The sequence below is a fragment of the Flavobacterium ardleyense genome (genome assembly GCF_042686085.1).
In the GTDB taxonomy this organism is placed as follows: Bacteria; Bacteroidota; Bacteroidia; order Flavobacteriales; family Flavobacteriaceae; genus Flavobacterium; species Flavobacterium ardleyense.
In genome coordinates this window covers 468,792-490,246 of record NZ_JBHUOL010000018.1, presented here as the reverse complement: position 1 = coordinate 490,246, position 21,455 = coordinate 468,792, and the positions used below count along the sequence as shown (strand labels likewise).

General features: G+C 32.0%; 18 protein-coding genes. 7 read left to right on the top strand and 11 right to left on the bottom strand.

All coding sequences use genetic code 11. The annotated features are described in order from the left end of the window. Positions 1–112 precede the first annotated feature (112 nt). Complete coding sequence (locus tag ACFSX9_RS12240) at positions 113–1,756, top strand: amidase family protein (RefSeq protein WP_379808072.1); 1,644 nt, start codon at positions 113–115, stop codon at positions 1,754–1,756. A 62-nt stretch (positions 1,757–1,818) separates the two neighbouring features. Here ACFSX9_RS12240 and ACFSX9_RS12235 read toward each other — a convergent pair whose 3' ends face one another. The 6 genes from ACFSX9_RS12235 to ACFSX9_RS12210 form a co-directional block, all read right to left on the bottom strand. Further along, positions 1,819–2,286 (bottom strand): hypothetical protein, encoded by a 468-nt coding sequence (locus ACFSX9_RS12235; RefSeq protein ID WP_379808070.1) that lies wholly within the window; start codon positions 2,284–2,286, stop codon positions 1,819–1,821. A 1-nt stretch (position 2,287) separates the two neighbouring features. Continuing rightward, positions 2,288–2,989, bottom strand: coding sequence for an SIMPL domain-containing protein (locus ACFSX9_RS12230; protein WP_379808068.1), 702 nt, complete (start codon positions 2,987–2,989; stop codon positions 2,288–2,290). 19 nt (positions 2,990–3,008) lie between these two features. Continuing rightward, entirely contained in the window at positions 3,009–3,353 is a 345-nt protein-coding gene (locus ACFSX9_RS12225) for an FEKKY domain-containing protein (RefSeq protein ID WP_379808066.1), read from the bottom strand. Positions 3,354–3,377: 24 nt separating this feature from the next. Then, positions 3,378–4,268: a hypothetical protein gene (locus tag ACFSX9_RS12220; RefSeq protein WP_379808064.1), complete on the bottom strand. Its 891-nt coding sequence runs from the start codon at positions 4,266–4,268 to the stop codon at positions 3,378–3,380. Positions 4,269–4,270: 2 nt separating this feature from the next. Further along, positions 4,271–4,801 (bottom strand): RNA polymerase sigma factor, encoded by a 531-nt coding sequence (locus tag ACFSX9_RS12215; RefSeq protein ID WP_379808062.1) that lies wholly within the window; start codon positions 4,799–4,801, stop codon positions 4,271–4,273. Positions 4,802–4,891: 90 nt separating this feature from the next. Continuing rightward, positions 4,892–5,716, bottom strand: a complete 825-nt coding sequence (locus ACFSX9_RS12210; protein ID WP_379808060.1) for a DUF6929 family protein — start codon at positions 5,714–5,716, stop codon at positions 4,892–4,894. Positions 5,717–5,799: 83 nt separating this feature from the next. Here ACFSX9_RS12210 and ACFSX9_RS12205 point away from each other — a divergent pair, with 83 nt between their 5' ends. The 6 genes from ACFSX9_RS12205 (at position 5,800) to ACFSX9_RS12180 (ending at position 15,145) form a co-directional block, all read left to right on the top strand. Beyond that, positions 5,800–6,675 (top strand): PPK2 family polyphosphate kinase, encoded by an 876-nt coding sequence (locus ACFSX9_RS12205; RefSeq protein ID WP_379808058.1) that lies wholly within the window; start codon positions 5,800–5,802, stop codon positions 6,673–6,675. A 51-nt stretch (positions 6,676–6,726) separates the two neighbouring features. After that, on the top strand, positions 6,727–7,296 hold the full coding sequence (locus tag ACFSX9_RS12200) for a cob(I)yrinic acid a,c-diamide adenosyltransferase (protein WP_379808056.1): 570 nt from the start codon (positions 6,727–6,729) through the stop codon (positions 7,294–7,296). 179 nt (positions 7,297–7,475) lie between these two features. Further along, positions 7,476–7,697: a DUF2795 domain-containing protein gene (locus tag ACFSX9_RS12195; protein WP_264549321.1), complete on the top strand. Its 222-nt coding sequence runs from the start codon at positions 7,476–7,478 to the stop codon at positions 7,695–7,697. A gap of 86 nt (positions 7,698–7,783) precedes the next feature. After that, positions 7,784–11,140, top strand: a complete 3,357-nt coding sequence (gene secA, locus ACFSX9_RS12190) for a preprotein translocase subunit SecA (RefSeq protein WP_379808054.1) — start codon at positions 7,784–7,786, stop codon at positions 11,138–11,140. A 631-nt stretch (positions 11,141–11,771) separates the two neighbouring features. Then, entirely contained in the window at positions 11,772–13,919 is a 2,148-nt protein-coding gene (locus ACFSX9_RS12185; RefSeq protein ID WP_379808052.1) for a TonB-dependent receptor, read from the top strand. A 5-nt stretch (positions 13,920–13,924) separates the two neighbouring features. Beyond that, positions 13,925–15,145, top strand: coding sequence for a hypothetical protein (locus ACFSX9_RS12180; RefSeq protein ID WP_379808050.1), 1,221 nt, complete (start codon positions 13,925–13,927; stop codon positions 15,143–15,145). A gap of 72 nt (positions 15,146–15,217) precedes the next feature. On the opposite strand, the gene ACFSX9_RS12175 is transcribed toward ACFSX9_RS12180, so the two are convergent. The 5 genes from ACFSX9_RS12175 to ACFSX9_RS12155 form a co-directional block, all read right to left on the bottom strand. Next, the gene (locus ACFSX9_RS12175; RefSeq protein WP_379808048.1) at positions 15,218–15,778 is read right to left on the bottom strand and encodes an acyl-CoA thioesterase; all 561 of its coding nucleotides are present in this window, start codon (positions 15,776–15,778) and stop codon (positions 15,218–15,220) included. 31 nt (positions 15,779–15,809) lie between these two features. After that, positions 15,810–17,261, bottom strand: a complete 1,452-nt coding sequence (locus ACFSX9_RS12170; RefSeq protein WP_379808046.1) for a T9SS type A sorting domain-containing protein — start codon at positions 17,259–17,261, stop codon at positions 15,810–15,812. Between the two features lie 70 nt (positions 17,262–17,331). After that, positions 17,332–17,709, bottom strand: a complete 378-nt coding sequence (locus ACFSX9_RS12165; protein WP_379808044.1) for an RNA-binding protein — start codon at positions 17,707–17,709, stop codon at positions 17,332–17,334. 14 nt (positions 17,710–17,723) lie between these two features. Continuing rightward, on the bottom strand, positions 17,724–19,097 hold the full coding sequence (gene rmuC / locus ACFSX9_RS12160) for a DNA recombination protein RmuC (RefSeq protein WP_379808042.1): 1,374 nt from the start codon (positions 19,095–19,097) through the stop codon (positions 17,724–17,726). A gap of 44 nt (positions 19,098–19,141) precedes the next feature. Next, a complete protein-coding gene (locus ACFSX9_RS12155; RefSeq protein ID WP_379808040.1) occupies positions 19,142–21,343 on the bottom strand; it encodes a TonB-dependent receptor in 2,202 nt (733 codons plus the stop codon). Between the last annotated feature and the right edge of the window lie 112 nt (positions 21,344–21,455).

Sequence of the window (21,455 nt, the reverse complement as noted above, 5' to 3'; positions counted from 1 at the left end):
ATCAATTTTTTAAAATATAGTTTTAAATAAAATAAGCTCCTTTTGGAGCTTATTTTGTTTTTAATACTTTTATATAATTTGTTATATTTGTTAGCACCTAGAAATTGTCATTATGAAATATTATCACTTATTTATAATCTTCGCTTTTTTTTCTTGTTCGAAAAAAATTGTATCGAGTAAAACATGGACTTCTTATGATGAAACTTCTCAAGTAGCGAGCTTTGCTTCTAATCAAGATCAAAATATGCGGTTTAAGCTAATTCAATCTAAAAACTCGGATAAGAACGAAATTTTTAAATCAATCTATAATCAAATTGGTAATTTTAGTGAAGATGAGTATATTCAGTTACTTCCATATATTTTAGATAAAGATATTTTAACTATTCAAAATAGTATTGAGGCTAAATATTTGAATTACGAAAAATTAACAAAATGGTATTTGTATAGAATTTTAAAATATGAAAGTAATCAAGAAACTTTTTTAAATGCAATACTTGCTATAAATCCAAACGCAGTTAAAGAGGCAAGAGAATGTGACCTAAATAAGAATAAAAATAAATTGCATCCGATTTATGGAATGCCAATTTTACTAAAAGATAATATCAATACAAAAGGAATGCCTACGACTGCAGGTGCTGTTGCTTTAAAAGATAACATTGCTAATAATGCATTTATTGTAGATAAAATCGCAACGAAAGGAGCTATAATTTTGGGAAAAGCAAATTTAAGTGAGTGGGCTTATTTCCTTTGTGAAAATTGTCCAAGCGGCTATAGTGCTTTAGGTGGACAAACCCTGAATCCATACGGAAGAACCATATTTGATACTGGTGGATCAAGTTCTGGTAGTGGCGTCGTAGTTGCTGCTAATTATGCTGTTGCTGCTGTTGGGTCAGAAACTTCTGGCTCCATTATTTCACCAGCAAGTCAAAACTCTTTGGTAGGATTAAAACCTACGATTGGACAAGTAAGTAGAACTGGAATAATACCCATTTCTTCTACTTTAGATACTGCCGGGCCAATGGCTAAAAATGTTATTGATACTAGTATTTTACTTTCGGCAATGACAGGTCAAGACACTCAAGATGCTACAACTATTGGTCATTCAAATTTTGGAGATGTCTGGAGTAGTTTTTCTGAAAACGAATTAAAAGGGAAAAGATTTGGCGTGTTTAAAGAGTTTTTAGAAAATTCGTCTTATAAAAACACCATTGAAAAACTAAAAGCACAAGGTGTGGAAATTATAGAAATTGAATCTCAAGAAATGAATTTTGAAGGATATATTACTTTTTTAAACGCGGATATGAAAGTTGATTTGCCTAAGTATTTCAAATTTCATTCATCAGTTTATAATCGCTTTAAAGACGTTTCGGATGTTATTGCATTTAATAAGCAAGATTCACATGTTCGTATTCCATATGGACAAGCTTTGTTTGAAGGAATCGTGGCCGAGAATATTTCTGAAACAGCTTTTAACAAACTAAAAAATCGTTTTAATAAAGAAGCAATTTCATTTTTTGAAACGCCAATCAGTAAATACAATTTAGATGCAATTTTGTCAATTAATAACTATAATTCAGCACATGCTGCTATGGCAAAATATCCTTGTTTAACTATTCCGATGGGCTATAATGTGACAGGTGAACCTATTGGAATCACATTTATATCAAGACCATTTGAAGAAGAAAAATTATTAAAAATAGGATTTGCTTTTGAAAAATTGAATCCTGTTAGAATTTCACCTAAAAATTATAAATAACTTTTAGGATTGAATAATAACAATATAGTTTTAAATAAAATAAGCTCCTTTTGGAGCTTATTTTATATTCTTTCCAAGATATATGTTGTTGGAGAATTAACTTCTAAATGCATCGTTAAATACAATTTTTTGTCTTTGAAATAGAAAGATGCTTCTTTATGCACTCGAATGTTAGCAAGGTTAACTACGTCTAATAAAATTAAGTTATTGATTACTTCAAAAGTGCCTTTGAATGTTGGATAAATAGCTTTATCTGATAAACTGTAATGAAACTGATTTTTATCTTTAAATTCAAAAATATTACCTCTGTTTTCTAATCTTATTGTCGCTTTATAGTTTTGAAGACCGACCGCGCTTTTATGACGTCTCTTCATTTTTTCAGATAAAACTATGGAGTCGTTTTCAACTTTATAATAAAAATCATTATCAAAAACACTATTGACTTTCCACCGGCCCATTAATTCGCTGTTTTCTTGTGCGGTTAATACATTAGCTAACAGGAATATTGTAAGAATAATTATTTTTTTCATTTTATTCAATTGTAAAACGAACACCAACTTCGCTATAAATTTTTATTTTTTCAAATTCAATAGGTGAAATATAACCTTTAACTTTACTATCGTTTAGGGTTGAAATACCTCTGATTCTAATTCCGTTAACTCTTCCTTGTAGGGGATTTTCAAGATTTATACGACCTACATATATTGCTTTTCCTACTTTTTGATTTAATGGGTCTAAGTAACTTTCTGCTGTTGCTTTTGCATTCTCAATAGCTTTAGAATTAGTAACTAATTGGATTTTATTAAATTCAGAATGCTCCGTTTTTTCAATAGTAACATTTGAAATTCCAATTTCTTCTAATCCGATAAAAACTTTTGTAGTTTCAGTGGCGTCATAAACCAAAATTGAATAAGATTTAGATTTATGGATATCGCTATTTTTTAAAAAGTATTTTTTGAAGTCACTTACCATATCTTTCATATAGACATTTTTGTTTACATCGATTCCAAATTCCTTCAATTTAACAAACATATCACTTTCTAAATCTTCAACAGATTTTTTCCCTTTAGTATCTTTTTCGGTAATGATAACATCAATATAAATTCGGTTAGGAACTACTAATGTATCTGCTTTTCCATTTACTTCGATATAAGGTTTGTCAATAAAATTTTTCTCTTGACTGAATGTTGTTAGTGAAATAAATAGAATCACTATTTGTGTTAATTGTTTCATGTTGATGTTTTTTATACTTTTATTTCTTCTTCCATTTATCAAAACCCATAGCATTCGGTTTCATTTCTTTTTGCCATTTTTTTCCGTACGTTTTATTTAGAAAGTCAAAAACCAAATCATTTTTACTTTCATAAAATTCAAAATTAGCTGGAGCTAAGCAACCAAAATCATGAAATTTTAAATTATAGATTTTAGCAAAAGCCAAATCTTCTTTTGTAATTACGGATGCAATTCCGCCTAAAACATAAATGGTTTTGGTGTTTTGGTTTGCTTCAACTTTTATGGGTTCAGTTTGTTTTTTCTCTTGAGCATTTATTGTAAAAGAGAAAATCAAAAATAGTATTGTTAATTGAATTATTTTCATTTTATTGTTTTTAAATTAAATTTCTTATTCCTTAATCGTAATAATCACTACTCCGTTTTTACCTCTTTCGCCATAAATAGGGATTGCTTTTTCAGGTAGTAAAATGACAATTGTATTAATTTTTTGTTTACTTAATGGCGCATAGGAACTTGTTGGGTTTTCTCCATATAATTCCTCTTCCGAATAAGCGACATTATTAATGTAATATAGTGGATTTTTTAGTTCGGTAATTGTTTCATATTCACCATTTGCAATGTCTTTAGCTCTTTTTTTGCTTAATTTTCCATCAATAAGTATTAAATCATCATTACTTACTTTTTTATCGAAATCTTGCGTAACTTCTTCAGCAACAAAAGTAGTAACGTCATAGCGCTTTCCTTTTGCAAAGTAACCTTGGTTATTTAAAGAAGCAGCATTACTTGTATCGTTCTTTAAATCAGAACTAACATTTTCTTTCGACTTAATTTCTTTTACCGCCATTGGAGTTGAAAAAATCACTTGTTTATCTGATTTATAATTGATGGTATCGTTGATTACAATATTGTTTTGAATTGTAATTTGTTGTTGTAAAATTTGTTCGGCGTCTTTTTTAATCACAGGATTCGTATTTACAAAACCATTAGCCGATTCTGGAGTTGGAATATTATTTCTAGCAGTATCAATTGCAGTAACAATGTTTTCTGGAATAATGATATTCTCTTTAGGTTGAAGCATAAAAAACGCTAATGTGCCTACTAGAACGATTGAAGCCGCTACAGCAATTTTCTTCCACAAATGTTTTTCCTGTTTCAAGGTTTGTGTTTCGAGTTTGTTTTCGACACGAGCCCAAATATTCTCCATACCTGGAAAATCTTTTTGCTCGGAATTTTGTGCCGCTTGTTGTATTTTTTTATATAATTTTTCTTCTGTTCCCATGACTATTTTGCTTTTTGATAAAAAGTTCTTACCAATTCTTTTAATTTACCTTTTGCCGCATTCAATTGCGATTTTGAAGTTCCTTCGCTAATGCTTAATTTTTCGGCAATTTCCTTGTGTGAATAGCCTTCAATCACAAATAAATTGAAAATTGTTTGACATCCCGCTGGAATATAATTCAGTAAATTGAGTAAATCTTCTTCTTCTAAATCGGTTACTTCATCAGCTAAAGGTTGGGACGAATAACTGATATCTTCCAAATAAAGATTAAAGTTGAGGTTCTTTTTCAATTGCAATAAACAATTATTAACCGTTATTCTTCGAGCCCAGGCTTCAAAAGCTAAATCTTCTTTAAGTTGTTCGATTTTTGTGAAAATAGTATAAAATGCATCGGCCAATACTTCTTCAATTTCTTCGTCTTTTTTCAAATACCGCTTACATAAGCGATACAGTTTTGGTGCCATAGTTTCATACACCAAGCGTTGTGCTTCGCGATGTTGTTTTCTACAGCCTTGTATGTGTTTTACATCCATTGGTAATCTTGCTTTTTTATATAGAGTAGAAAAGAATAGAAAAGGTTGGGAGGGAGGTGAAAAAAGTTTTCAGTGTTCAGTAATTAGTGTTCAGTTTTTTTTTAGATTCAAGTTATAAATTATAGATTCAGACAATTCGGTATCATTATCTTCGCACAATAAAAATTCTATTTCTTCTTCCGTATTCTTATATAAGGTAATGCCTTCAAACTTTTGATGTTCGGATAAAAGTTTAATGTCGATAATTTCAAAAGTAGGTGCATGCATTACACCTAAGATACTTCCTAAAATTTCACCATCTTCATAAGTCGATGCGGTGTTTTCGGCGCAAGCCAAAAAATAAATTTTATCATTTACCAAAATAGCATCGGTAAAAGTAGTTTCTATTCCGTCTAAAGTGGGAAGTGTTATCGGTATAAAACGGATATTGTTTTTTTGATTATTAGGAACAATAAAAATTCCGTTCTGACTTTCAGCTGAATTCCCTCGTTGGAATAAAATCATAGTTTCATTGGCATAAATGGCTCCTTCAATGTTAAATTGATCATCATTTAATTCACTAACATTTTTTAATTTCTGATATAGAGGATTTAGATCTTGCGTCTGAAGTGCATCCGTACTCAAATCTAATGTGAACATAGTTGTTCTATTTTTGGTCGAACCCGAACCTAATATAATAATTTGATTACCGTGTTGAATTATGCTTTCCAAATCAAGCTTATCTTGTTTTGGAATATTTTCAGCAGGTTCTTTTACCAATGGGAATTTTAGTAAAAGATTCTTTTCTATGTCATATTGGTACAAAAAACTACTCGAATCAGAAATAATAAATAGTACATTTTGTGAAAATAATAAGCCCGAAGCAGCGCTAATGCCTTTTATAGTGAAGAGATTTGTGAGTGTGAAATTTTCCATAATATTACCAATGTTTATAGTTTCTTTACGTGCATATAATTTTTAAAAGTAGTATTTTTACCATAATTAAGAAGCAAAATCCTATGGAAAATATAAATATTGAAGATTTTAAAGTCAAAGGCCAAATTAAATTAGCTGATTTTCTGACCGAATTAGATATGGATACCACTAAAAAGGAGGAAGTTAAAGCGTTAGATAAAGTTGAGAAAAAATTAAGCGAAAAACAAGATGCGATGTATGCACACAATAGGCATGCATTTTTGATTTGTTTGCAAGGAATGGACACCAGTGGAAAAGACAGTTTAATCCGCGAAGTTTTTAAAGATTTTAATCCAAGAGGTGTTGTGGTCCATAGTTTTAAAACACCAAATTCAACGGAACTAGAACACGATTATTTATGGCGTCATTATTTGGCTTTGCCCGAAAAAGGTAAATTTGCAGTATTCAATCGGACGCATTATGAAAACGTTCTGGTAACCCGAGTACATCCGGAATATCTTTTGCTTGAAAACCTACCTGGAATTGAAAAAGTGGAAGACATTACGCCTCAGTTTTGGGAAAACCGAATGGAGCAAATGGTGAATTTCGAAAAGCATATTGCACAAAATGGCACTACTGTATTGAAGTTTTACTTTCACATGAGTAAGGAAGAACAACGCAAACGATTATTGAAACGTTTAGAAAATCCGGAAGACAATTGGAAATTTAGCGTGGGCGATTTAAAAGATCGTGAACGTTGGGATGATTATATGAAATATTACGAAGAAGCGATTAACAAAACCTCTACGGATTTTGCACCTTGGTACATTATTCCTTCAGATGATAAAGGAGTTGCGCGCTATATTGTTGCAAAAATTATTTGGGAAGCTTTAAAAGCACTAACAGATATTACAGAACCCGAGTTAGATCCTAAAGTGAAAGCAAATATTGATTTTTATAGAGAGCAGTTGAAGGAATAGCAAATTCAAGTTCAATTAAAATTTAAAAAGTAAAATTTAAAAATATAAATAATGAAAGTATATACTAAAACTGGAGATACAGGAACCACCGCCTTATTTGGAGGAACTCGTGTTTCAAAGCATAACATCAGAATTGAAAGTTACGGAACGGTTGACGAGTTAAATTCTCATATTGGTTTAGTGCGTGATCAAGATATCAATCAAGTTTACAAACAAGTGTTGGTTGAAGTGCAAGACCGTCTTTTTACGGTAGGAGCCATTTTAGCAACACCGCCAGAAAAGGAAACGTTGAAAAATGGTCAACCGCGTTTGCAAAACTTAGGTATTATTGAATCAGATATCGAGTTTTTAGAAAATCAAATTGATATTATGGAAGAATCATTGCCTCCAATGACGCATTTTGTGTTGCCTGGTGGTCATCAAACTGTGTCATATTGTCATATTGCACGATGTGTTTGTCGTCGAGCAGAGCGTTTGGCAGTGCATTTAAATGACATAGAACCTACAGATGAGTTTGTTATTAAATATTTGAACAGACTTTCTGACTATCTGTTTGTCTTGGCACGAAAATTGTCGCACGACTTGAAGGCTGACGAGGTACAATGGATACCTAGGAAATAGCATTAACTTGTCAGTTTAGTGGATGTTTTTGGAAATTTTATTGCATTTAAAAGTGAAATAAAACACCAATTTTCAACACAAAAAAAGACGTTCTTGAAAATAATAAAAAATAAGCAAAAAATAACTTGTATTATTAAGTAATAAATTTATTTTTGCATAAACTTTAAATCGGTAAAAAGATGTATTGGACATTAGAATTAGCATCCTATTTAAGTGATGCACCTTGGCCTGCGACTAAAGACGAACTTATCGACTACGCAATCAGAACAGGAGCTCCGTTAGAAGTAGTGGAAAACTTACAGTCTATTGAAGACGAAGGTGAAATTTACGAATTGATGGAAGAGATTTGGCCTGATTATCCTACAGACGAAGATTATCTTTGGAACGAGGATGAATATTAGCAAAAAATAAACCCAACAGAATTAAAGTCTCTTCAGTGAGACTTTTTTTGTGGTTTTATTACCAATCTAACTAGAAAAATTAAATTATGAGTATCATAAATTCCATATTGAAGGCTTTCGTAGGAGATAAATCGGAGAAAGACGTGAAAGCCATTCAGCCTTTAGTAACAAAAGTTAAATCATTTGAGAGTGCGCTACAAGCATTATCTCACGATGAATTGCGTGCTAAAACGGCTGAGTTTAAATTAAAAATTAAAGAAGCTCGTGCTGAAAAAGACGAGAAAATTGCTGCTTTGAAGAAAGACGCAGAAGCAACTCAAGATATTGATGCACGTGAAGATATTTACGCTGAAATCGATACCGTAGAAAAAGAAGCTTACGAAATTTCTGAAATAGTATTGAATGAAATTCTTGCTGAAGCTTTTGCTGTAGTAAAAGAAACAGCACGTCGTTTCAAAGAAAACACTGCTATTACAGTTACTGCAAATCCAAAGGATAGAGAATTATCAGCAACAAAATCATACATTACCATTGAAGGTGACAACGCTGTGTGGGCAAATTCATGGAATGCGGCTGGTAAAGAAATTACCTGGGACATGATTCACTATGACGTTCAGTTAATTGGTGGAGTAGTATTGCATCAAGGTAAAATTGCCGAAATGCAAACGGGTGAAGGAAAAACATTAGTTGCAACATTACCTTTATACTTAAATGCTTTAACTGGAAACGGTGTGCATTTAGTAACAGTGAATGACTATTTAGCAAAACGTGATAGTACATGGAAAGCGCCTTTATTCGAATTTCATGGAATGACAGTTGATTGTATTGATAATCATCAACCAAATTCTCCAGAAAGAAGAAAAGCGTATGAATCAGATATCACTTATGGAACAAATAACGAATTTGGTTTCGATTACCTTCGTGATAATATGGCGCATGCTCCAGAAGATTTGGTGCAACGTAAACATAACTTCGCAATTGTCGATGAGGTCGATTCAGTATTAGTTGATGACGCTAGAACGCCATTGATTATTTCTGGACCAGTACCACAAGGTGACCGTCACGAATTTAATGAGTTAAAACCTAAAGTTGAAAACTTAATTAGCTTGCAACGTAAATTAGCAACGGATTGTTTGACCGAAGCAAAGCGTTTGTTTAAAGAAGGAAATACGAAAGAAGCTGGTTTCAGTTTATTACGTTCTTACCGTGCATTACCTAAAAGTAAAGCATTAATTAAGTTCTTATCAGAAGAAGGTGTAAAACAGTTACTTCAAAAAACTGAAAATCATCACATGCAAGATAACAACAGAGAGATGCCTAAAATTGACATCGCGTTGTACTTTGTTATCGAAGAAAAAAACAATCAAGTTGAATTAACGGATAACGGAATTCAATATTTATCGCAAGATACAGACGCACAATTTTTCGTTTTACCAGATATCGGTACAGAAATCGCTAACATTGAAAAAGCGCAACTTTCTACGGAAGAAGAAGCAGAGCGTAAAGAAGAATTATTCAAAGACTTCTCTATAAAATCAGAGCGTATTCATACGTTGACGCAGTTGTTAAAAGCTTATGCTTTATTTGAAAAAGATACCGAATACGTTATCATGGACAATAAAGTAATGATTGTGGACGAACAAACGGGTCGTATTATGGATGGTCGTCGTTATTCAGATGGTTTACATCAGGCGATTGAAGCGAAAGAAAATGTAAAAATCGAAGCAGCTACACAAACATTTGCAACGGTTACTTTACAAAATTATTTCCGTATGTACAGCAAATTAGCTGGTATGACAGGAACGGCTTCAACAGAAGCAGGTGAGTTATGGCAAATCTACAAATTAGATGTTGTGGAAATTCCAACGAACCGACCAATGGCTCGTAAAGATAAAGACGATTTAATCTACAGAACTGTTCGTGAAAAATTCAACGCTGTTATTGAAGATGTTGTTCAATTATCAAATTCAGGTCGTCCGGTATTAATAGGAACAACTTCGGTTGAGATTTCTGAATTATTAAGCCGAATGTTAAAAATTAGAGGTATTCAACACAATGTTTTGAATGCTAAAATGCATAAAAGTGAAGCTGAAATTGTTGCAGAAGCAGGAAATCCTGGTGTAGTAACAATTGCGACAAACATGGCTGGTCGTGGAACGGATATTAAATTATCTGCTGAGGTTAAAAAAGCAGGTGGTTTAGCAATTATCGGAACAGAGCGTCATGATTCACGTCGTGTTGACCGTCAGTTACGTGGTCGTGCGGGTCGTCAAGGAGATGTTGGAAGTTCACAGTTCTATGTTTCTCTTGAGGATAACTTAATGCGTTTATTTGGATCGGAAAGAGTAGCGAAAGTAATGGATAAAATTGGTTTGAAAGAAGGTGAAGTAATTCAGCATTCTATGATGACTAAATCGATTGAAAGAGCTCAGAAAAAAGTAGAAGAAAACAACTTTGGTGTTCGTAAGCGTTTGTTAGAATATGACGACGTTATGAATGCGCAACGTGAAGTAGTTTACAAAAGAAGACGTCATGCTTTACATGGTGAACGCTTGAAAGTAGACATCGCAAACATGATGTACGACACTTGCGAATTGGTTGTTCAAGAAAATAAGGCAGCAGGAGATTATAAAAATTATGAATTTGAATTAATTCGTTATTTTTCAATCAGTGCTCCAATTACTGAAGCTGAATTTGGTAAACTTTCAGATAGAGATATTACCGGAAAAACATATAAAGCAGTTTTAGAGCATTATACGGATAAAATCGAAAGAAATGCATCGGAAGCTTTTCCAATTATTAAAAATGTTTACGAAAACAACAACGGGCAATATTTACGAATTATCGTTCCTTTTACAGACGGAATCAAATCGTTAAATGTTGTTACTGATTTAGAAAAAGCATATACATCACAAGGGAAATCTTTAGTAGCTGATTTTGAGAAAAACATCACTTTAGCTATTGTGGATGAAGCATGGAAAAAACATTTACGCAAAATGGACGAATTGAAACAATCAGTTCAATTAGCAGTTCATGAGCAAAAAGATCCATTACTAATCTACAAATTTGAAGCGTTTAAATTGTTTAAGAAAATGATTGATAATGTGAATAAAGAAGTAATTTCATTCTTATTTAAAGGTGATTTACCTTCTCAAAATCCATCAGACATTCAAGAAGCTAAACAAGTACGTCAAAAAGAAGATTATACTGAATTTAAAGAAGATGTGGATAGTGACGATTTAGCAAACGAAGCAAGACAAGCGGGTGAAAGTGCAAGTAACAGACCTTCTGTAACAGAAACAATCACTAGAGATGCGCCTAAAATCAATCGTAATGACACCGTAACAATAAAACATGTTATGAGTGGGAAAAGCGAAACAATGAAATTTAAAAAGGCAGAAAGCATGTTAGTTTCTGGCGAATGGGTTTTAGTGAATGAATAAATTTTAGAAATATATAGCAATAATAATCCCCAATTACGAAAGTAGTTGGGGATTATTTTTAAATATGATTTAAATCATCTTTTATATCGTCGGTTCTAATTTATTTTACATAAACTTTTTAAAAGTGCGTCTACTATCAGTTTCATTTATTTCTTTACTTTTATTACTTCCTATAATTAGTAATGTTACTTTATTGGTTACATTTAAAATTAATCAGGATGAAATTTCAAAGACTTTATGTATTGAAAAAGAAAAAGTAAACAATACTTGTAAAGGTAAATGTTATTTAGCAAAACAACTTAAAAAGTTGCATAGTAATAGTAAGGAAGCTCCCGAAAAAGGGGATAGAAAATTATTAGAATTAGTGTATACACTTCCCTTATTTTCCTTGCAAAAATTTTATTTAATTGAAACTAATTCGCTTAACATTACTAGTCACTATTCCATAAAAACTAAAAGATTTTCTACATTAGTTTTTCATCCTCCTCTTATCTAAAACAATTTTAGCACGGATATATTTTTATAAAATTTTATTTTTTTGTGATGATTTTGTTTTCGCATAATTATTATAAATTATTTCTGTGCCTATTTATAATTAATCGAATTAATTAAATTGTTTTAATAATTAAAAATGAAAAATATATTTTTCGTGTTATTATGTATAACACAAATTCTGAATGCACAAGAATTAAAAAAAGAAGGAGATTCTATAGAAATAAAAAACTTAGAAGAGGTTGTTGTAACTGCAAATAGAGCTGCTACTCTAAAAAAGAATATTCCTTTAGCAATATCAAAAATTTCTGAAAAAACAATCTCAGAAACGAATGCGACTTCGCTAAGCGATATTGTAAATAAAGCGCCAGGTGTAACGATGGTGAATTTAGGAAATGAGCAACACTCTATGTCAATTAGACAGCCAATGACTACTAATGCTTATTACTTATATTTAGAAGATGGTTTGTCTATCAGACCTATGGGGATTTTTAACCATAATGCCTTACTAGAAATTAACCAGTTCAACTTAGAGAGTATTGAAATTATAAAAGGAGCCGCTTCTTCTTTATATGGACCTGAAGCTGTTGGAGGTGCAATTAATTTGATTTCCAAAGCACCTACTGAAAATACGGAATTTAAAATAGGAAGTCACTTAAATGATTGGGGTTATAAAAGACTACAAGCAGCCGCGAGCGGAAGTTATCGGAAATTTGGTTATCATGTCTCTGGCCTTTTCAGTAATCAGAAAGACTCTTGGAGAAACTTTTCAGATTATAAAAAAGATAATATAAATGCGCGATTTGATTATACTTTTAAACGAAGTACTAAATTAATAAGCACTACTTTTTATGGTAATTATTATTCAGACATGAGTGGAAGTGTGAATGACGATGACTTTTACAGTAGAAATTATAGAAGCTTAACTGATTTTACATACAGAAAATCGGAAGCTTTGCGCACCAAATTGATATTAGATCATAAGTGGAATTCTAATTCAAATACGACTTTTACAACGTATTTTAGAGCTAATAAATTGGGACAAAATCCTTCTTATGGTATTAGATGGAGACAAGGGGAAGCAGTTGCCACCGGACAAATAAATTCAAATGATTTTAAAAGTTACGGTGCGCTAGCTCAACATATTCAACAATTCAACTTTTTAAACAGTAAGATAGTTACAGGTTTGATGTATGATTACTCGCCTATCGATTATTGGGCATATCAAATTGATTTAAAGGCCAATTTAAATCCAGGTGGACAAACTGTTGCTAATTACGTTTTAATTGCTGAAAGACCTGATCTTCCTATAGCAAATTATAATAATGATTTATATAATATTGCAGAATACATGCAGTTTGAAATTGATTTTTCAAGGAAATTCCACTTCACTTCAGGAGTACGTAATGATGAAATGAAAATGAATTACAGAAATAATATTGATTTTTCATCAGGTTCTAAAAACTTTAATAAGCTAACTTTCAAATCAGGAGCAAACTTTAATCCTTCAAAAGAATATAATTTTTACGTCAACTATTCTGAGGGATTTTCTCCTCCAGGAATTTCGTCAATATTTAAATTAAAAACAGGAACAGGTGGAACAACTGGTTATCCGGCTGAATTCTATTATAATTTAGAATCTGCAACATTTCATAACTATGAATTTGGAGGTCGAGTCTTTTTATTGGAGAATAAATTAAATTTTGAATATGCTTTTTATTATATGGAAGGCAAAAATGAAATGCTAAACGTTAGACTAGCAGATAATTCTTATGACTATTTATCTGCAGGAAAAACACGTCATAAAGGAATTGAATTTTCAATTTTATATAATCCTTCTTCACAATTTAGCTTGCGAATTGGAGGAACTACGGCGCAACATACTTTTATAAATTTTGTACTTTCTGAAAAACCTTCAGATATTATTAAAAATCTAAATGGTTATGAAATGCCAAATGCACCTAAATGGTCGGGTAACTCCGAAATAAGTTATTATCCGGCATGGTGTCCAGAATTAAGAACAGCTTTAGAGTGGCAATTTGTTTCAAATTACTTCCAAGATCAAGTAAATACTATTAAATACGGTGGTTACAATGTCTTTAATGGTCGAATTGGCTACCATTGGAAAGGTTTTGAAGCCTCTCTAAACATTATGAATATGACAGATAAATTATACGCACATAATGTTTCCAGAGGAAATACAACAACTTCTCAATCTACGTACACAGTTGCTGCACCAAGAACATTCGTTTTTGGATTACAATATGCAATTAAATTTAAAAAATAATTAAAATGAAAAATATAGTATTTACAGTATATGCAAGTTTTCTTTGTATAGGAACATTTTTCAGTCAAAATAGTTCAATAAAATTAGAAGGAGTAGATTCGTTTAGTACAACCAATTGTCCTTATTTAACAAATGATAACGAAGGAAATATCGTTTTAAGTTTTGGTGTTGAAAACGATACTGAAGAAAGTACATTTTACTATGCATTTTTCAACGCCGAGAGCAATATATTTGGAAAAATTATTGAAATTGAGAGCGCAAAAGGGGTTAAACTTCATGAAGAAAATGCTCCCAAGATTGCTTTTAGGTCAGATGGAACAGTTGTAGCTGTGTGGGGAGTAGATAATACTTCAGAAGCAAAAAAATATGGAGGTCGTATTTTTTACTCTCAATCATTTGATAAGGGGAAATCGTGGACGGAAGCAACTCCATTAGTAACGGACGAAACCAGTATTGATCAGCGTTATTTTGACATAGAAAAATTATCTGATGGTGAAATTGGAATAATTTGGTTAGATAGTAGAACTTCTTCAAAACTACAAGGATCAACTTTGTTTTTCGCTGCTACTAAAGGAACGCTTGGCTTTTTAAATGAAAAACCTATAGCAGAAACTACTTGTCAATGCTGTAGAACAGATTTGTTTATCAATGAAAATGGATTTATAAATGTTGCTTTTAGAGATATTATAAATGATGAAATTAGAGACATGTCTATATGTATTTCTAAAAATAATGGAAAGACTTTTTCTAAGCCAAAGCGTATTAGTGAAGACAATTGGAAAATTAATGGATGCCCTCATACTGGACCAACGATTGCGGAAAATATAAATGGGTTGCATTTTGCGTGGTTTACTATGGGGAATGGTTCGGGCGTCTACTATTGTAATTCTATAGATGGTGCTAATACTTTTTCTAAAAGGGAAAGTGTGAGCATAAAATCTTCTGCAAAACATCCGCAAATTACTACTGGGAAAAACCAACATGTCTACATTGTTTGGGATGAAATTAATGATGTTGACGGTATAGATACTTTTCAAGTGGGTTTACAAGAGCGTGATGAATATGGGGAACTAATAGTTACAAAATTTATTTCTGATGCAAAACAAAACGCTGTTTATCCAGTAATTAAAAACATTCAAAATGACAATTTGCTAATTGCCTGGGTTAATAGAGATAAACCCGAGAATGTGTATTATAAAATTGTAAAAATGACAGATAAAAAATAATTGTAAGTTTTAGGCTTACATATAAATATTAGAAAAAAAGAGCACTTGTAAAATATATTACAAGTGCTCTTTTTATATTTTACCTTTAAGTTTCTCAGCAATCACCACATTAAATGATTCTAGCCCATCTATAGCTTCTTTTGAGTGGTAGTCAAAAGTATGCTCAAGTTCTTTGTATCTTTTTTTGTTTTCCAGTCTGTTTACACTGTCGTAAAAACGTCTAACTTCATCGATATTGGATAGGATTAACTTTGGAACTTTTACATTATTTCCTTTGTCATCTTTAGCGACCATCGTAAAATAACTCGAATTGCAATGTTTTATTACTCCTGTTTGAATTTGTTCCGATGTTACTCGAATGCCCACAACCATGGAAGTGTTTCCCACATAATTTACTGAAGCTTTTAAAGTTACCAATTCACCAATATGAACGGGATTTAAAAAGTCTACCGTATCCACAGAAGCCGTTACGCAGTAAGATCCCGAATATTTTGAAGCGCATGCAAAGGCAATTTGATCCATTAATCGCAATAAGTAACCACCGTGAATTTTTCCACTAAAATTTGAATGCGATGGCAACATTAATTCTGATAAGGTAATTTTTGAAGCCGAAACCGTATTTGCTATTTCCATATGAAAACATCAGAGAATTACGCTCTTAGTGTTAGTTTTTTATGAATTTTTGAGTAAAAATTCCTTTTTCGTCATTTTGTAATGAAATAAAATAAATCCCGTTTGATAAGTTAGAAACATCTATTTTATTTTCAATAAGTTTTGAAGCACTAAAAACTAATTTACCAGTACTATCAAATATTTTTGCACTATCCATTTGAATATCGTTAGCAGTTGAGAAAAACAATGTGCCATTAGATGGATTTGGATAAACCCTAATTGTGATTTTTTCAAAAGTAGAAGAACCTAATACTTCATCACCAAATACCCTAGCTATTCTATTTCTTGGAATATCGTTATAAGTTGTAAAATTTCCCACCATGATAATATGTCCATCAGATTGAAGCGCTGTATTATTTACAACGAAATTTGCTCCTGTACCACTTTCAAAATCAGAATCTTTTATACCAGTAGGAAGTAATCTTGAAAAACCATTTACAGTAGCACTATTATAGCTAGTATAGATACCGCCAAAAACAATTTTATTATTATATTGTATTGCTAAGGCTTTAACCTGGCCATTTGTACCGAGACCTATATCAAAATCATCGTCAAGGCTTCCGTCGGCGTTTACCCTGGTAATATAATTTTGATTCACTACACCAAATTTACTGAATAGTCCACCTATAACAATTTTTTCTTCTTCTGTGGGAGGTTCTGGTTGCGGGTTATTTGTAATTATTTTTTGAATCTTGCAATTGAAAATCTCATTATTTGCACCGAAAATTACTTGAAAACTAGAATCATGACTACCGTCAGTATTCAATCTAACTAATTTTTTTACAGCAGTTTCATCATAATTGTTAAAATTACCAGCAATAATAATTTTTCCATCGGACTGAATAAGAATTGACTTTACCACATTGTCGCAACCAGTTCCAGTATCAAATGTATTATCAGTAGAACCATTTGCATTTAGTCGTAAAATTCTTTTTACGTTATTAGCGCCATTAAACTTAGTAAAACCTCCACCAATTATTATTTTTCCATCAGGTTGAACTGTTATTGCTAAAATCGGTTGGTCAGCTCCTTCACCTAAAAACGTAGTGTCAATTGTACCATCCGTATTTAGACGGACTATATGTTTTTTGGTCAGCGTATTGAACTTTGTAAATCCTCCACCCACAAGTATTTTTCCATCGGTATCAATAGTTATGCATTGAACTCCTGAAAATAAAGTGTTAAAACCAACACCAACGTTGAAACTAGGGTCTAAACTTCCGTCAGTGTTTAATCTGGCAATTCTGTTTATAGCTGTACCATTATAATCGGTAAAGTCACCTCCTATAATTATTTTTCCATCAGATTGGATTGCAACAGCATTAATAGCTGCATTAGCTCCACTTCCAGGATCAAATGAGAGGTCGACATTCCCTGATTGAGAATGAATAGTATTTATCCCCAAAAAAATAAATAACAGTATGAATAGGGTAGTTTTCTTCATATTTTTTTGAGTTAAAAATTAGTTAAAAAATTGAATAATCTCCAAATATATAAAAATATTTTAAAATTCTTTAGTTATTGTCCATATTAGGAGATTTTTCTGGAATTACTTTTATGATGTAGAAGTTAGTTTCTCCCCACCATGGCAAGGTTTTCATCCGTTCTTTGTATTCTAATTTCACATACTGTCCTTGGTATTTTTTCAAGTCTTCGATTACTTCCGACTCATCACTTTCTACAGAAAACGGAAAGAACCTGCTTGCGCCAAAGCCCTCGTTTAATTCGCCTTCCCAAGTTTTGAAAACAACACCGCGGTTTCCAAACTTCGTTAGAATACCGCTTTTTACACCATCACTTAAAGTGAAATTGTAAATAAACAAAGTGTAACCAACTATACCTAAAGTTACTACTAATATTCCATAAACTAAAATTTTCTTGAACGTATTCATTTTTCTTTCTTATTTTATTCGATTAAAATATCATCCGAATTATTTTCTGCTCTTTTCAGAACGGCTTCTGGAAGTGCTTTTTTAGCTTTCGCACCCATTTTTTTCAACTTCTCTACGCTAGTAATTAAGTTTCCTTTTCCTTCCACTAATTTATTCATAGCGCCTTGATATTCAACTTTAGCTTCGTCCATTTTCTTTCCGATTCTTAATAAATCTTGCACAAAACCTTCAAATTTATCATACAATGCTCCAGCCTGACGTGCAATCTCAATCGCGTTTTCTTGCTGCTTTTGATTTGTCCACATGCTGTCTATAGTTCGTAAAGTAGCCAAAAGGGTAGAGGGTGTCACAATCACAATGTTTTTTTCGAAAGCTTTATTATATAAAGTAGTATCTTCATTTAAGGCAATCGCAAATGCGGGTTCAATCGGAATGAAAAGCAACACAAAATCAGGACTTTCCATATGGTATAAATCGTGATAGTTTTTACTACCTAATTGTTCCACATGACGATTAATCGAAATAATATGTTCTTTTAAATATACAGATCTCAAAGCATCATCTTCTTCATTAATATAACGTTCGTAAGCCGTAAGCGTCACTTTTGAGTCAATAATCATTTTCTTTCCATCCGGAAGATTTATGATAACGTCAGGAAAAACACGATTTCCATCTTCTGTGGTGTGACTTTGTTGCACAAAATATTCTCTGTCTTTTTCTAATCCCGATTTTTCTAAAACACGTTCCAAAACCAATTCGCCCCAATTTCCTTGCATTTTACTATCACCTTTCAAAGCTTTAGTAAGGTTGATGGTTTCACGACTCATTTGTTCGTTCATGTCGCGAAGTCCCAAAATTTGCTGACGCAACGCCGCGTGATAATCAATACTTTCTTTGTGCGTATCTTCGACTTTCTTTTCAAAAAGTTGAATTCTCTCTTGCAAAGGCGATAAAATATTTTTTAAATTTTCTTTATTTTGTTCCGTGAATTTAACTGTTTTTTCTTCTAGAATTTTATTGGCTAAATTTTCAAACTCTTTAGTAAACTTTTCTTGCAATTGTTCTACTTCTTGCTTTTGCTCTTTATTGCGTTCCCAAAGATTTTCAAAGTCGTTTTCTTTTTTCGCCAATTGAATAGCAAAACTTTCCTTTTCTTTTTGAACATTTTCCTTTTCCAAAGCCAATTGAGCTAATTGTTTATCCAAAGAATTGCGTTCGTTTTGAAACTGAATTTTTAATTGTTCTATTTGATTTAACAAACCATTACTACGTTCTTCTAAACCTGATTTATCAGATTGAGCTTGTGTTTTGGCTAAGAGTTTACCTATGAGAATTCCGATTCCTAAGGCGATAATAAAGGCGAATAATGTAATGATGGTTGGTGACATAGGCTTATTTTGGAATTAAAGATACATTTTTTTTAAATACTAATTTAAAATTTATACGTCAAAACGCCTCTTAAATTAAAAGGAGTTCCTGGTGTAAAATGAATTTCCGTAACTGAATTGGCTTCACCTTGTAAGCGAGATTCCGTTTCAAATTGGGTTTCGTTCCATTTCGTGTTAAATATGTTTTCGACTAAAACCCCAATTGTGAAGTTTTTGAAGGTATAATTCAAATTTAAATCGGATACGAAATAACCTTCTGCTGTAAGCGAATTGTCTTCATTTGCTGGTCTATCACCTAAATAACGGCTTTTGAACGAACCTGAAAAGTTATTTTTAATCATACTCAAACTTCCCATAAAGGTAGATTTTGGAGCTAACGGAATGTAATTTTGACCACTTGCTTCTTCAGTACTTTTTGCACTATTATAGGTGTAATCGGCATTTAAAAACAACCAATCCGTCAATTGGTAACGCAATCCAACATCAATTCCTTTTCGTTCTGTTTTTCCGCTTGGTTCTACAATTCCGGCATCGCCAACATATACAAATTCTTGCTCTAAAAATAAATACCATAAAGCGGAATTCAGGATCAATTTTGGTGTTGGTTTCCATACAAATCCTAAATCAGAACCGTAAGAAGCAGGTAAAGTTTTACGAACGCCATTAGCAATGTTTACTCGCGTGTCATTACTATGAAATCCTTTTCCAGATTTTAAAACGAATTGTAATTTTTCATTATATTGGTATAAGAAGTTTAATTTTGGACTGAAAATCCCTTTGTTTGTTGCTTCATTTGAATACTTTGTACTCAATTTATCGTAATAATCAAATTTGAAATAATCATAGCGAAGTCCCGTGTTGATGATTAATTTATGGAACTTAAATTCGGCATTTCCATAACCTGAAAGATTACTTTCATTGATATCGCCTAACATAATATTATCAAGAGTCGTCAAACGATTTAAAGTGTGAGAAAGTTCAATATCATCGACTTTGTCTTGTCTTAAACCAATTCCCAATTGATATTTTACAGGAATATCTTTAATATTCGCCAATTTTTCATATTCGGTATTTAAACCAAAAGTCGTACGTTTTTCTTTCTGTTTAATTTGGTCGCCATTTATAGGATCTTCCAAGAAAAAAGTAAAATTTGAATACAATTCGAAATCGTAAAGCGATAAATAAGCACTTGTTTTCAAAGAAGAACTTTCGTCTAATTGTTTGTCGTGTTTGAAGTTTACGATGCTTCTGCTGGTATTTCCACCTTCGGTATCGTCAATAGCACCAAATCTTCCGATTAAACCTTGGTCAACTGCTCTTTGTGGAATTTGTCCCGAAGCATTCCATTTGCTATCAAAATGAAAAACAGAAAATGAAACTTTCGAACTTTCGTTAAACAAAGTATATTTCGAAAATAAATTCGTTCGGTTAAAATTTTGCGGTGCATCAAAATAACTATCCGTTTGTAAATACGAACCTGAAAAGTATAAACTCTCTTTTTCAGAATCTAATAAATTGAACATTCCACGAATACGTTGGGTATTAAATTGGCCAACTTCTAACGCAATTTCGTCGTTTTTGATTCTATCTTTTGTCGTGAAATCTACATATCCGGCTGTAGCCAAATTTCCTTTGTTAGCAAAGTACGAACCTTTATCAAAGTTGGTATTATTCACTGTTTCAGGTTGTAAAAAGTGTAAATCTGCGTAACCTTGACCGTGTCCGTGAGAAACCATATTTACTGGAATTCCATCGACTGAAATCGCGATATCTGTTCCGTGATCAATGTCAAAACCTCTTAAAAATATTTGTTCGGCTTTTCCACCACCAGCGTGTTGCCCGATGAATAAACCTGGAACCATTCGCAATAATTCTTGTGGCGAATTTACAGGATTTGTCTTTATATCGATTTTGGCAATTTCGTACAAATGATTTAATTCATTCGTAATTACAACTTCTCTTAAACTAATTGGTTTTACGTTTAAAGTGTAAGTTGAATTTTCTGAAATCACCGTACGCAATTCTTCAAAAGATTTATGCGAAATGCTGATGCTATCACCAACTATTGCATTTTCTAAAGTGAATTCTCCTCTGTAATTGGAATGTGCGTGTGATTGATTGTTCACATTTAAGATGTAGACATCGCTAATCGCCTTTTTTTCATTGGTAATCACTTTTCCTTTAAAAGACTGAGATTGAGAAGTAAACGAAATTAAAAACGCGAAAATAAAATAGTAATTGTTCATTAGGATTTTTTAACGTGAAACGAGGTGCCAAAAATACAATTGTTATCTCACTTAATAAAGTTAAATATTAGCAGAAAATCCAATAATAAAGCTTTTAGAAATCTTATAAAAA